Annotated in this window: 11 protein-coding genes and 2 tRNA genes; 5 read left to right on the top strand and 8 right to left on the bottom strand. The window is 70.7% G+C overall.

The window, feature by feature from the left end; genetic code table 11:
• Positions 1-297 precede the first annotated feature (297 nt).
• Positions 298-1,692: a trigger factor gene (gene tig, locus RM812_RS33980; RefSeq protein WP_311581888.1), complete on the bottom strand. Its 1,395-nt coding sequence runs from the start codon at positions 1,690-1,692 to the stop codon at positions 298-300.
• A 207-nt stretch (positions 1,693-1,899) separates the two neighbouring features.
• Positions 1,900-1,976, bottom strand: a tRNA-Pro gene (locus tag RM812_RS33975).
• 161 nt (positions 1,977-2,137) lie between these two features.
• Between RM812_RS33975 and RM812_RS33970 the strand changes: the two genes are divergently transcribed.
• Positions 2,138-2,208, top strand: a tRNA-Gly gene (locus tag RM812_RS33970).
• Positions 2,209-2,340: 132 nt separating this feature from the next.
• Here RM812_RS33970 and RM812_RS33965 read toward each other — a convergent pair.
• The gene (locus RM812_RS33965; protein ID WP_150949237.1) at positions 2,341-2,535 is read right to left on the bottom strand and encodes a hypothetical protein; all 195 of its coding nucleotides are present in this window, start codon (positions 2,533-2,535) and stop codon (positions 2,341-2,343) included.
• Between the two features lie 715 nt (positions 2,536-3,250).
• Here RM812_RS33965 and RM812_RS33960 point away from each other — a divergent pair.
• On the top strand, positions 3,251-4,429 hold the full coding sequence (locus RM812_RS33960; protein WP_311581884.1) for an acyltransferase family protein: 1,179 nt from the start codon (positions 3,251-3,253) through the stop codon (positions 4,427-4,429).
• On the opposite strand, the gene RM812_RS33955 is transcribed toward RM812_RS33960, so the two are convergent.
• Entirely contained in the window at positions 4,426-4,944 is a 519-nt protein-coding gene (locus tag RM812_RS33955; RefSeq protein ID WP_311581881.1) for an HD domain-containing protein, read from the bottom strand. The genes RM812_RS33960 and RM812_RS33955 overlap by 4 nt on opposite strands.
• A 13-nt stretch (positions 4,945-4,957) precedes the next feature.
• Positions 4,958-6,205 carry a PP2C family protein-serine/threonine phosphatase gene (locus RM812_RS33950; RefSeq protein ID WP_311581878.1) on the bottom strand — a complete coding sequence of 416 codons (1,248 nt, stop codon included), beginning with the start codon at positions 6,203-6,205 and terminating at the stop codon, positions 4,958-4,960.
• Positions 6,206-6,367: 162 nt separating this feature from the next.
• Here RM812_RS33950 and RM812_RS33945 point away from each other — a divergent pair, with 162 nt between their 5' ends.
• On the top strand, positions 6,368-7,618 hold the full coding sequence (locus RM812_RS33945; RefSeq protein WP_311581875.1) for a GNAT family N-acetyltransferase: 1,251 nt from the start codon (positions 6,368-6,370) through the stop codon (positions 7,616-7,618).
• Between the two features lie 10 nt (positions 7,619-7,628).
• On the opposite strand, the gene RM812_RS33940 is transcribed toward RM812_RS33945, so the two are convergent.
• Complete coding sequence (locus RM812_RS33940; protein ID WP_311581873.1) at positions 7,629-8,444, bottom strand: Fpg/Nei family DNA glycosylase; 816 nt, start codon at positions 8,442-8,444, stop codon at positions 7,629-7,631.
• Between the two features lie 264 nt (positions 8,445-8,708).
• The gene (locus tag RM812_RS33935) at positions 8,709-9,194 is read right to left on the bottom strand and encodes a ribose-5-phosphate isomerase (RefSeq protein WP_311581870.1); all 486 of its coding nucleotides are present in this window, start codon (positions 9,192-9,194) and stop codon (positions 8,709-8,711) included.
• Between the two features lie 205 nt (positions 9,195-9,399).
• Here RM812_RS33935 and RM812_RS33930 point away from each other — a divergent pair, with 205 nt between their 5' ends.
• Positions 9,400-10,869, top strand: coding sequence for an amino acid permease (locus RM812_RS33930; protein WP_311581867.1), 1,470 nt, complete (start codon positions 9,400-9,402; stop codon positions 10,867-10,869).
• Between the two features lie 116 nt (positions 10,870-10,985).
• Here the strand turns inward: RM812_RS33930 and RM812_RS33925 are convergent, their stop codons facing one another.
• Positions 10,986-11,567, bottom strand: a complete 582-nt coding sequence (locus tag RM812_RS33925; RefSeq protein ID WP_311581864.1) for a biotin transporter BioY — start codon at positions 11,565-11,567, stop codon at positions 10,986-10,988.
• 381 nt (positions 11,568-11,948) lie between these two features.
• Between RM812_RS33925 and RM812_RS33920 the strand changes: the two genes are divergently transcribed.
• A complete protein-coding gene (locus RM812_RS33920) occupies positions 11,949-13,331 on the top strand; it encodes an amino acid permease (RefSeq protein ID WP_311581861.1) in 1,383 nt (460 codons plus the stop codon).
• The last annotated feature ends 73 nt before the right edge of the window (positions 13,332-13,404 follow it).

Genomic DNA, 13,404 nt, shown 5'->3' with positions numbered 1-13,404 from the left:
TTTCGGGGACTCCCCTGCCCTCGTATTCATGGACCCTAACGCGGTGGCCCTGCGGTGCAATCCCGGTTCCCGCGGTGTTCGCTGTGAGCGCATGTCGCTCCGCTGGGTGACGGGGCACGGCGGGCGCCGCCGGAGGCCGGTGTGCGAGCGGCCGCGGGTGGTCCGCGGTCCTCGCGCCCGCACGGCGGATCCGCCCGCCGGCGGCGCCCCGCGCATCCCCTGAGGGCGTAACGCGACGGCCCCGAGAGGCGAACGCCTCTCGGGGCCGTCGTCACGGCGTCACAGGTGCCGTGGGGCTCAGCCCTCGGTCTTCTCGTCGGCCTTGTCCTCGGCGGTGTCGGTGGACTCGGCGGCGGCCTCCGCGGCCTCCGTCTCCTCCTCCTCGTCGTCCAGGTCGACGATCTCGCCGTTGGTGTCCTTGACCGTGGCCTTCTCGACCACGACGGCCAGGGCCTTGCCGCGGGCGACCTCGCCGACGAGGAGCGGGACCTGGCCCTGCTCGACGACGGCCTGGGCGAACTGGTCGGGGGACATGCCGGAGGAGGCGGCGCGGCGCATGAGGTGCTCGGTGAGCTCCTCCTGGCTGACGTTGAGCTTCTCCTGCTTGACCAGCTCGTCGAGGACGAACTGGGTCTTGATGCCCTTGACCGCGGCCTCGCGGGTCTCGGTCTCGAACTCCTCGGCCGTCTTGCCCTGGATCTCCAGGTACTTGGCGAGGTCGAGACCCATCTGGCCGAGCTGGTGGTGCTCGAGGTTGTGCTTACGGGTGTTGATCTCGTCCTCGAGGAGCTTCTCGGGGACCGGGACCTCGACCAGCTCGAGCAGCTTGTCCAGGACGCGCTCCTGGGCCTGCGTGGCCTGGTCGTACTGCTTCATGTCGGCGAGGCGCTTGCGGCTGTCGGCCTGCAGCTCCTCCAGGGTGTCGAACTCCGACGCGAGCTGCGCGAAGTCGTCGTCCAGCTCGGGCAGCTCGCGCTTGGCGACCTGGGTGACCTTGACGGTGACCTCGGCCTCCTTGCCGGCCGCCGAGCCGCCCTTGAGCTCGGAGGTGAAGGTGGCCTCGCCACCGGCCTCCAGGCCCTTCACGGCGTCGTCGATGCCGTCCAGCAGCTCGCCGGAGCCGATGGTGTACGAGACACCGTCGGCGACGCCGTCCTCGAGGACCTCGCCGTCGACCTTGGCCTGCAGGTCGAGGGTGACGACGTCACCGTCCTCGGCGGCACGCTCCACCGGGGAGGTGGAGGCGAAGCGCTCGCGCAGCTGCTCCACCGACTTCTCGACGTCCTCGTCACTGACCTCGACGGCGTCGACCTCGACCTCGATGCCGGAGTAGTCCGGGATCTCGATGGAGGGGCGGATGTCGACCTCGGCGGTGAAGTTCAGCGTCTCGCCGTCCTTCAGCTCCGTGATGTCGACCTCGGGCTGGCCGAGCGGGTTCAGCTCGGCCTCGTTGACCGCGTCGGTGTAGAACTTCGGAAGCGCGTCGTTGACCGCCTCCTCCAGGACCGCACCGCGGCCGAACCGCTGGTCGATGACGCGGGCCGGGATCTTGCCCTTGCGGAAGCCCTTCACCGTGACCTGCTGGTTGATCTTCTTGTACGCCGCGTCGAGGCTGTCCTTGAGCTCCTCGAAGGGCACCTCGACAGTGAGCCGAACCCGGGTCGGGTTCAGGGTCTCCACGGCGCTCTTCACGGTTCGGTCTCCTTGGTGGCTGACTTCTTGGGTTCTGCCGGAAACGGAGGGCGTCCGGCAAGTTTCGCCGCCCGGAGACTTCAGACGCTGAGACACACGGGCGTGCAGCTTGCATAGTAACGCCAGCGACTACACGGCCCAAAAGGCGATCTTGGGAATCGCCGTGACCGGTGGCCGGTGGCCGGTGGGACGGCAGCGGCCGGTGGATGGTCGGGGTGGCGGGATTTGAACCCACGGCCTTCCGCTCCCAAAGCGGACGCGCTACCAAGCTGCGCCACACCCCGTCTGGTGCGACACGTAGGGTACATGCAGCCAGGCATGGGGGCCGCCCGGTTTCCCGAGCGCCGCGCACGCGCGGTGCGGACGGGAAGGGGTGTGCGGCAAGGGCGGGTGACCCGCTACGATGCCTCCAGTGCCGCGGTCACCGACCTTCGGCGCGCACTGTGCGGGCGTAGCTCAATGGTAGAGCCCTAGTCTTCCAAACTAGCTACGCGGGTTCGATTCCCGTCGCCCGCTCCGAGAGGCCTCAGGCCCGGTCCCGTCAGGGGTCGGGCCTGAGGCCTTTGCGCGCCCCGGAACCGGATCGAGTCGATCCAGAACGGCCCCGGAACGGCCCCGGAACCGATCCGACCCGACTCTGGACCCGATCTAGAACTGGATCGAGTTGATCGTTTCCGCTATCGAGTCCAGGAAGCGCTGGATGTCGTCGGCCATGCCCGTCGAGGCCAGGAAGAAGCCGAAGAGGACCGCGACGACCGCCGGGCCCGCCTTGAGGGATCCCCCTCGTATCAGCACCACCAGGATGATCGCCAACAGCAGCACCACTGACAGTGAAATGGCCACAACTGATCACACCCCAGATCGGTCCGCTCTCCCGGCCCGGGGGTACGGCCCCGCACACCCCCGCCAGAACCATCGTGCCACCAACCGGGGCCCTCCATGCGGCAGGTGACACATCGTCCGGCCGGCTCCAGGGGTGGCGCACTCCCCCGCGCACGCGGACGTACCCCACCATCGCGCCCGGCACAGAGATTCGAAAGTGCACACCCGTGGGGAATTCCAGCCACTCCGTTTCCATGCCCACACAACTCGTTCGCAGGTATTTCGAATTGTCGCGACAGGCACATCGCCAGACACATCGCCAGACACATCGACGGGGACATCGACGGGGACATCACAGGGAGATCACAGGTTCGACAACGGGGCCCCTAAGGGCATTGAAGAGGACATAGCAGCGGAGTCGCCCTCCGGCCTTATGCACGGTTTAGTCATGATGAGTCAGGACAAGTGGGGCGGTCGACGGCGCGGTCCGGCGGACACTCCGGTGTGCGGCACGGCATTCGGTGGGATGGGGGCCGACACGGGGAAGAGAGGGCGAGTTCCCCGAAATGCGGGGCACTCGGCGGGCGTTCGGGGTCGAAATACAGAAATGACTTCGAGGGGTTTTACGGATTCACTCGGAGAACGCTAGGGTGCCTCAGATGTTCTACGCTGCCTCGTCCCCCACCAGAGCAGCGAGGTCCTGTGACGACCCGCCGAGTTGTTGGCGGGGGGTTGCATGACGAGCTCGCTGCGACCGCACGGCGGCCGGAAGACGCCGCCGCCACCGGATCAGCGGACACCGCCGGGCCAAGGCCACCAGCGCGACGCGTTCTTCGACAACGCCAAGTACCTGGCGATCGTGCTGGTCGGCCTGGGGCATGCCTGGGGCCAGATCCTGGACGGCAACCCGGCCGTGGAGACCCTGTACCGCGTCCTGTACACCTTCCACATGCCGGCGTTCATCGTCATCTCCGGCTACTTCTCACGCGGCTTCGACCTCAGCCCCAAGCGCGTCAAACGGCTCGTCACCGGTGTCGTCGTCCCCTACCTCGTCTTCGAGGTCGCCTACGCGCTGCACCGCCGCTTCAGCGAGGACCCGGGCAACGACATCAGCCTGCTGGACCCCACCTACCTTCTCTGGTTCCTGTGCGCGCTGTTCGTCTGGCGGCTGACCACCCCGATCTGGAAGACGGTCCGCCGGCCGCTGCCGATCGCCCTGGTCATCGCGGCGCTGGCCTCCATGACGCCCACGATCGGGAACGACCTGAACATGCAGCGGGTGCTGCAGTTCCTGCCGTGCTTCGTGCTGGGCCTGGTGCTGCGGCCCGAGCACTTCCGGCTGGTGCGGCGCCGCTCGGTGCGGATCCTGTCCGTGCCGGTGGTCGTGGCGGCGGTGGCCGTCGCCCGGTGGTCGCTGCCGCGCATGGAGACCAGCTGGTTCTACCGGAACATCGCCGCGCAGGACGGAGGCGCCCCCTGGTGGTCCGGGCCGGTCCTGACGCTCGCGCTCTTCGGCTGCTCGGTCGTGCTGACGGCGTGCTTCTTCGCCTGGGTGCCGGGCCGGCGCATGTGGTTCACGACGCTCGGCGCGGGCACGATCTACGGCTACCTGCTGCACGGCTTCCTGGTGAAGGAGGGCACGTACGCGGGCTGGTTCGACGAGCCGGTCCTGCAACAGCCGCTCGGTGAGATCGGGTTGTCCGTCCTCGCCGCCGTCGTCATCACGCTGCTGTGCACCAAGCCCGTCCAGCGGGTCCTGCGGTGCGTGGTGGAGCCGAGGATGGAATGGGCCTTCAAGCGGGACCCGGGCGAGGCGGCCCGGGACCGCGAGAGGCAGGAGAAGGCCGGGGTGCGGCCGACCGGGGTGCGCGGGACACGCGCACCGAGCGAGGCCGGCGAGAAGGTCTCCGTCTAGCCGGACGAGGCCGGGCCCTCCGTACCGGCCGGGTTCTGATCGGCCAGGCCGAGGAGTGCGCGCATCCGTGCGTACTTCTCGGTCAGTCGTGTGCGGGTGGCCGCGTCGAGGACCGCGAGTCGCGCCGGGTCGGCGTTGTGCGCCAGGTCCGCCTCCTTGACCAGTCGCGCGCCGGGCGTGGCGAGGATGCGCGCGGCGTACGCCTCGGGCGGCTCCCCGGCCCGCTTGGTGAGGGCGAGGACGACGTCCTTGGTACGGGGGCTCAGCGCGGCCTCGCGCAGCCACCGCTCGGAGAGCGCGTCGTCCTCGACGGCGTCGTGCAGCCAGGCCGCCGCGATCTGCTCGTCGTCACCGCCGCGCGCCCGCACGCCCTCGGCGACGGCCCGCAGGTGTTCGGCGTACGGGCGTCCCGCCTTGTCGGTCTGTCCAGCATGGGCGGCGCGGGCGGTGGCCTCGACGTCGGCCAGGGAGAGCGGCGGGGTGGGTGGGGAGGTGGGTGCTGGGCTGTGGGACACGCGGTCCAGTGTGTCAGTCCGCCATCGTGGAGAGCCGGGCCGTCCGGCTCGCGTCCGCCTGGCTCGCGTCCGCCGGGATCTGGGCCGTCGGGATCTGGGCCGTCGGGCCCTCCCGGCAGATCAGCAGGAGCGCCCGGTCGTCGTTGACGTCCTTGGCCACCGCCTCGATCAGGTGCCAGGCGGCGCCGTGGAAGCCGCCGGCGACATAGCGGTCGGCCTCGCCGGTGAGGCGGTCGATACCCTCGGTGATGTCGCGGTCGGAGGTTTCCACCAGGCCGTCCGTGAACAGCATCAACACGTCTCCGGGACGGAGGGTGCCCTTCACCGGGTCGAACTGCGCCCCGTCGTACACACCCAGCAGCGGTCCCTCGGCTGACTTCTCCTCCCAGCGGCCGGTGCCCGCGCTGAGCTGGAGGCCGGGCGGATGTCCGGCGGAGTACAGCTCGTAGTCGCCGGAGTCGAGCTCCAGGACGAGGTGGATGGAGGTGGCGAAGCCCTCGTCCCAGTCCTGGCGGAGCAGGTAGCCGTTGGCGGCCGGCAGGAACGCGTGCGGGGGCAGGCTGCCCAGCAGTCCGCCGAACGCACCCGACAGCAGCAGCGCGCGCGAGCCCGCGTCCATGCCCTTGCCGGAGACGTCGGTGAGGACCACCTCCAGCGTCCGGCCGCCGTTCGTGCGGGCCGCGACCACGAAGTCGCCCGAGAAGGACTGGCCGCCGGCCGGGCGCAGCGCCATCTCCCGGTGCCAGCCCGTCGGCAGCTTGGGCAGCTTGCTCTGGACCCGGATGCGTTCGCGCAGGTCGAAGAGCATGGTGCCGCCGCGCCGCCACGGCACGCCGACCCGGCTGCGGAACTGCGCGACCAGCAGGCCGAAGAAGCCGCAGGCCGCGACGACGAGCACCACGCCGGGGGTGACCCTGGAGGGGCCCTCGGTGTACGGGCCCAGTTGCACCGACTCCACGATCAGCGCGGTGGCAGCCGCCGCGTACAGGCCGAGCAGGCTCGCCGGGCGCAGCAGCAGGCCGCCCGCCACGATGGGCAGGACCAGCGCGGCCGGTGAGCACCACACGGAGTTCGCCATCGTGGTGGCGGCGATCACGGGGATCATCAACAGCAGTCCGGCCAGGGCGATCCAGTCCGAGCCGTCGCCGCGGAAGTAGTCGACGGCGGATCTGCGCATGCCGACGCGGGCCCGGTGCCACTGCTTCTTCCACCGGGCCGTGAACGTCTCGGCTTCCGCGCGCCGCTGTCGTCCTGCTGCCATTAGTTCGGGACCCTATCCATCGGACCGGCCGCTTGGCACGGGAGGTCCCACTTGTCCCCCGTCCGGGGCCGGATTCCCAGTGAACTTCACGAACGGACGTCGCGCCGCAACCTGGCGGAAATTCCCTCGCCCGTCCGTCGCGGGCCCTGATACGCATGGTCCATGAGTGATGACGGCGGTGACCTGGTGACCGAGCCGCGCGTGCTGCGGCGGGACGAGTGGAGCGAGTGGTACGGGACACTGGTCCGTGCCTTCAGCGGGGTCCCGAAGTCCGCCGAGGAGTTGAAGCTGTACGAGGCCCTGACCGAGGCCGACCGCTCGCTCGGCGTCTGGGAGGCCGGCGAGTGCGTCGGGACGGCGGGGGCGTTCGGCTTCCGCATGACCGTGCCCGGCCGTGCCGGGGTGCCCGCCGCCGGCGTCACCATGGTGAGCGTCGCGGCCACGCACCGGCGGCGGGGTGTGCTGACGTCGATGATGCGGCGGCAGTTGGACGACGTGCGTTCCTGGGGTGAGCCGCTGGCCGTGCTGACGGCCTCCGAACCGGCGATCTACGGCCGTTTCGGGTACGGTGCCGCGTCCTTCCAGCTGAACGCCGAGATCGACACGACCCGGGTCCGTCTGTCCGTGCCGGACGGTACGGATGACGTACGGCTGCGGTACGCGGCGCCCGCGGACGTCCTCGACGCGTGCGAGGGGGTGTACGGGCGGCTGGTGCCGGGGCGGCCCGGGATGCTGGCCCGGCGGCCCGGCTGGGAGCGGCTGGGGCTGCTGGACCCGGAGAGCCGGCGGGAGGGTGCGTCGCCGTTGCAGTGCGTGGTCGCCCGGCGGGACGGCGCGGTCACGGGGTACGCGCGGTTCCGGGTGGGGCCGGGCTGGGGGGACGAGGGGCCCCGGGGCACGGTGGTCCTGGAGGACCTGGCCGGACTGGACCCGGCGACCGAGGCCGCGCTGTGGCGCTTCCTGTTCGACATCGACCTGACGTCGACGCTGGCCGTGCGGGGGCGGCCGGTCGACGAGGCGTGGCAGTACCAGGTGTCGGACATCCGGCGGTGCCGGCCGCTGCTGCGGGACGCGTTGTACGTGCGGCTGGTGGACGTGGGGGCCGCGCTCGCGGCGCGGACGTACCAGGCGCCGGTGGACGTCGTGTTCGAGGTGGACGACGCCTTCTGCCCCTGGAACGCGGGGCGTTGGCGGCTGAGCGGGGACGCGAAGGGCGCGTCCTGCGAGCGTACGTCCGACCCGGCGGACCTCGCCCTGTCCGTACGGGAGCTGGGGGCGGCGTATCTCGGGGGCGTGAGCCTGGCTTCGCTGGGCGCGGCCGGGCGGGTGCGTCAGGTGCGGCCGGGGGCGCTCGCGGAGGCGTCGGTGGGGTTCGGGTCCGACGTCGCGCCGTGGCTGCCGCACGGGTTCTGACGGCGGTCGCCTACGTCCGCTTCGGCTGGCAGGTAGGGCACCAGAAGAGGTTGCGGGCGGCGAGGTCGGCGGTGCGGACGGCGTCGCCGCAGAGGTGGCAGGGCTGCTCGGCCCGGCGGTAGACGTAGACCTCGCCGCCGTGGTCGTCGACGCGGGGCGGGCGGCCCATGGCCTCGGGGGTGTGTTCCGGGCGGACGGTGTCGATGCGGTTGTTCCGGACGCCCTCGCGCATGAGCTCGGCGAGGTCCTGCCAGATCGCGTCCCACTCGGCGGGGGTGATGTCCCTGCCGGGGCGGTACGGGTCGATGCCGTGGCGGAAGAGGACCTCGGCGCGGTAGACGTTGCCGACGCCGGCGATGACCTTCTGGTCCATCAGCAGGGCGGCGACGGTGGTGCGGCTGCGGGAGACGCGGCGGTACGCGGCGCGGGGGTCGGCGTCCGGGCGCAGGGGGTCGGGGCCGAGGCGGTCGTGGATCGCCTGCTTCTCGGGGTCCGTGATCAGGGCGCAGGTGGTGGGGCCGCGGAGGTCGACGTACGCGGTGCTGTTGGCGAGGCGGAGGCGGACGGTGTCCGTGGGTGGGGGCGCGGGGGTTTCTCCGAAGGAGACCTTGCCGAAGAGGCCGAGGTGGATGTGGATCCACTCGGCGGGCCGGAAGCCCAGGAAGAGGTGCTTGCCGTGGGCTTCGGTGCGGGTGAGCCGGCTGCCGGTGAGCAGGTCGGCGGCGTCGGAGAACTTGCCCTGGGGGCTGGTGACGCGCACCGGCGTGCCGGCGAAGGCCGTGGCGTAGTCCTTGGCCAGCCTGTGGATCGTGTGCCCTTCCGGCACGGGGTGTCCTTTCCTGCCTTCGCCCACCCACCGCCCGACCCGGTCGGGCAGGAAGCGGGACTCGCCCCGGGCTCCGCCCCGGATCCGGCGGGGGCTGCGTTCCCTACGAGGGGTCGCCCACCCGCCCGTCCGACCCGGTCGGACGGGAAGCCGGACTCGTCCCGGGCTCTCCCGGACCCCGGCGGGTCTCCGTCCCCTGCGCTCCTGCGGGGCGTCGGCCCGTCCTCCCCCGGCGCTCAGCGCCGGAGGAGGCTCGCCGGCGTGCTACTGCTGCGGGTGGTGCGGCGGGATGGGCGGGAGGTCGCCCGTCGTTTCGTAGGCCGTGAGCATGTCGATGCGGCGGACGTGGCGTTCGTCACCGGAGAACGGGGTGGCGAGGAAGGTCTCGACGAACTTCGTCGCCTCCTCCTGCGTGTGCATGCGGGCGCCGACGGCCACGACGTTGGCGTTGTTGTGCTGGCGGCCGAGGGACGCCGTCTCCTCGCTCCAGGCCAGCGCCGCGCGCACGCCCTTCACCTTGTTCGCCGCGATCTGCTCGCCGTTGCCGGAGCCGCCGATCACGATGCCGAGGGCGTCGGGGTCCGCGGCCGTCCGCTCGGCGGCGCGGAGGCAGAAGGGCGGGTAGTCGTCCTGGGCGTCGTAGAGGTGAGGGCCGCAGTCGACGGGCTCGTGGCCCGCCGCCTCGAGCCACTCGACGAGGTGGTTCTTGAGTTCGTAGCCCGCATGGTCGGAGCCGAGATACACGCGCATGGGTCGAGTGTGACACGCGCGTCGCGGGCAGGCAGCGTCGGGTGCCGGGGCGGAAGAGGAATGAGGAGAACTATGGATCTTGAGGGAAAGGTCAAGTAACGATCCGGAATCAAAGGTTCCCGAATTCGTTCACCTCCGTTTCACTGGTCCGGCTCGTACACCGCTCGTACGGGAATCTGCTCGACCGGCGCAAAGGAAAACCCCCATGACCTCGCAGCCGACTCTGACACAGGCCGAAAACGGCCCCGAAAGGCCCGGAGGACCCGGAGGACCCGGAGAACCCGGGTCCGGGCTCCAGGCCGGACTCAAGAACCGCCATCTGTCGATGATCGCCATCGGTGGCGTGATCGGGGCCGGGCTGTTCGTGGGGTCCAGTTCCGGTATCGCCACCGCAGGACCCGGCATCCTCCTGTCGTACGCCCTCGTCGGCACGCTCGTGGTGCTGGTGATGCGGATGCTGGGTGAGATGTCGGCCGCCAACCCGACCTCGGGCTCCTTCTCCGCGCACGCCGACCGGGCGCTCGGCCCCTGGGCCGGGTTCTCCATCGGCTGGCTGTACTGGTTCTTCTGGGTCGTCGTGCTGGCGGTGGAGGCGACCGCCGGCGCCAAGATCCTCGAAGGGTGGATGCCGACCGTGCCCCAGTGGGGCTGGGCGCTGATCGTGATGGTGGTGCTGACCGCGACCAACCTCGTCTCGGTCGGCTCCTACGGCGAGTTCGAGTTCTGGTTCGCCGGGATCAAGGTCGTCGCGATCGCCGCGTTCATCGTCGTCGGCGGGCTGGCCGTCTTCGGAGTGCTGCCGGGAGTCGACAGCGAGCAGGCGGGGCTGGGGAATCTGACGGAGCACGGCGGTTTCCTGCCGAACGGGGCCGGGGCCATCCTCACCGGCGTACTGCTCGTCGTCTTCTCCTTCATGGGCAGCGAGATCCCCACCCTGGCCGCCGGCGAGTCCGAGGACCCGCAGCGGGCCGTCACCAAGGCGACCAACAGCATCATCTGGCGTATCGCCGTCTTCTACCTCGGCTCCATCTTCGTCGTGGTCGCCCTGCTGCCGTGGGACTCGCAGTCGATCATCGACAAGGGCTCCTACGTGGCCGCCCTGGACTCGCTCGGGATCGCGAACGCCGGTCAGATCATGAACTTCATCGTGCTGACGTCCGTGCTGTCCTGTCTCAACTCCGGGCTCTACACGGCCTCCCGCATGGCCTTCTCGCTCGGTGAGCGCGGCGACGCCCCGAAGGCCTTCGCCCGGACCACCCGGCACGGTGTGCCGCGGACGGCGATCCTCGTGTCCGTGGTGTTCGGCTTCGTCGCCGTCTTCTTCAACTACGAGTTCCCCGACTCCGTGTTCCTCTTCCTCGTCAACTCCTCCGGCGCCGTGGCCCTCTTCGTCTGGCTGGTGATCTGCTTCTCGCAGCTGCGGATGCGGAAGATCATCCAGGCCGAGGCACCGGAGAAGCTGGTGGTACGGATGTGGCTGTTCCCGTATCTGACCTGGGCGGCGGCGGCCGTCATCGTCTTCGTGCTCGGCTACATGCTGACCGACACCGAGCACGACGGACGCACGACCGTGCTGCTGTCGCTGCTCGTCGCGGCGCTCGTGCTCGTCGTCGCCTTCGCCAAGCAGAGGATCGTCGCGCGCAAGGCCCTCGCGCGGAAGGGAGCGGCGCAGTAGGAACGGTGCCTCGCCCGGAGACGCTGAGACGCTGAGACGCGAAAGAGGCTTGCCGTGGTCCGGTCGGAGTACGACCGGACCACGGCAAGCCTCTTTCGGCGGGGACCTGAACGGTCCTACCGCTTGTTGACCAGCTTCCAGGCGGTGGGCAGGACGCCCATCGCCAGGGCGGCCTTCAGCGCGTCGCCGATCAGGAACGGGGTGAGGCCGGCCGCGATCGCGGCGGTGAGGGACATGTCGGCGGCCAGGGCCAGGTACGGCACGCCGACGGCGTAGATGATCGCCTCGCCCAGCAGCATCGTGCCGGCGACGCGCAGCGTCGAGCGGTCGGCGCCGCGACGCGCGAGGGCGCCCACGGCGGCGGCGGCGAGCAGCATGCCGAAGACGTAGCCGAGGGACGGGGCACCGGTGCCGGAGCCGCCCTCCGCGAACCACGGCACGCCCGCCATGCCGACCAGCGCGTACAGCGCGAGCGAGAGGACGCCGCGACGCGCGCCGAGGGCGGTGCCGACGAGCAGCGCCGCGAAGGTCTGGCCGGTCACCGGCACCGGGGAGCCCGGCACGGGTACCGCGATCTGGGCCGCGACGCCGGTGAACACGGCACCGCCGGCCACCAGCGCGACGTCCCGGACTCGGGAGGAGGGAATGAGGTCGGCGAGGACCTGCCCGGTGCGGGCGGGGACGGCAGCGGTGCTCATGGGGACTCCGCGGTGGTGTGGACATGTCGGGACACCGCGACGCTATCCCAGCGGGCCGGAGCCGATCACCAGTAGCGCTCGACAAAGGCTGGAACGGAGGCTTGGTGGGCTCCCGACAAAGGGCGCGGGCCACACCTGTTTCCGGGTGACACCCGTCACTGAGGCGAAGCGGCGCAGGTCACCCGCGTGACCGGGGGCGGTGACCGTTGGGTTTCCGCCCAGGCCGTCCGGACCCGCGGCTACCATGGAGAGCCGCAATCGGATGCTCACGTTCCGTATCGCGACGGTCCGCATCGTGGGCAACCGGTGTCGCCGACGGGTGCGACCCCGGAGACTGTCGGCGTTTTTGCCCTGCCCCCCACGCGATGGACGAGCCGCCCCATGTCCAACAGCCCCACCACCGAGGCGCCGCCGCAGTCGGACGACGCCACCCTCTCCCACGGCCTCAAGCAGCGCCATCTGTCGATGATCGCCCTCGGCGGCGTGATCGGCGCCGGGCTGTTCGTCGGTTCCGGGGCCGGCATCGCCGCCGCGGGACCGTCGATCGTCGTCGCCTACACCCTCTCCGGTCTCCTCGTGATGCTGGTGATGCGGATGCTCGGCGAGATGTCGGCCGCGTATCCGTCGTCGGGTTCCTTCTCCGCGCACGCCGAGCGGGCGATCGGCCCCTGGGCCGGCTTCACCGCGGGCTGGGCGTTCTGGGTGCTGCTGTGCACCGCCGTCGGCCTGGAGGGCATCGGCGCCGCGCAGATCGTCCACGGCTGGCTGCCGGGCACGCCCGAGTGGGCGTGGGTGGCGCTGTTCATGGTGGTGTTCTGCGGGACGAACCTGGCCGCGGTGAAGAACTTCGGCGAGTTCGAGTTCTGGTTCGCCGCCCTCAAGGTCGGCGCGATCTCCCTGTTCCTGGTGCTGGGCGTGCTGGCGATCGCCGGGGTCCTGCCGGGCACCGACTCCCCCGGCACCTCGCACCTGGACGACTTCCTGCCGAACGGCGGCAACGGTCTGATCATCGGCCTGCTCGCCTCGGTGTTCGCCTACGGCGGCCTGGAGACGGTGACCATCGCGGCGGCCGAGTCGGAGAACCCGGTCAAGGGCGTGGCGAGCGCCGTGCGGACGGCGATGTGGCGGATCGCGCTGTTCTACATCGGCTCGATGGCGGTCATCGTCACCCTGGTGCCCTGGGACTCGGCGGAGGTCGTCGAGAACGGCCCGTACGTCGCCGCCCTCGACGAGCTCGGCATCCCGGGCGCCGGTCAGCTCATGAACGTCGTCGTGCTGGTCGCCCTGCTGAGCGCGATGAACGCCAACATCTACGGCGCCTCACGGATCGGCTACTCGCTGGTGGAGCGCGGCCAGGGCCCGAAGGTGCTGGGCCGGGTGTCGGGCGGGGTGCCGCGGGTCGCGGTGCTCGTCTCCTCCCTCTTCGGCTTCGGCTGCGTACTGCTCAGCTACTGGCGGCCGGACGACGTCTTCTCCTGGCTGCTGAACATGATCGGCGCGGTCATCCTGGTCGTCTGGATCTTCATCGCGGTCTCCCAGCTGCGGCTGCGCCGCCGTCTGGAGCGGGAGGCGCCCGAGAAGCTGGTCGTGCGCATGTGGGGCTTCCCGTGGCTGACGTGGGTGGCGCTGGCGGCCATGGCCGCGGTGTTCGTGCTGATGGCCCGCGAGCCGGACACACGGGTGCAGCTGTACTCGACGGGTGGGATGACCCTGGTCCTGGCGGCCGTCGGCTACGCCTGGCAGCGCAGGCGGACGCGCGGCTGACCTGTTCGCCCCCGAGGGCCCCCGCACGGAGACGGATCCGTGCGGGGGCCCTTTCGCGTGCGCCGGGCATGCC

The organism is Streptomyces lancefieldiae (genome assembly GCF_031845825.1).
GTDB classification, from domain to species: domain Bacteria; phylum Actinomycetota; class Actinomycetes; order Streptomycetales; family Streptomycetaceae; genus Streptomyces; species Streptomyces lancefieldiae.
The sequence above is the reverse complement of the archived record's forward strand: the minus strand, read 5'-3'. Positions and strand labels throughout refer to the sequence as shown.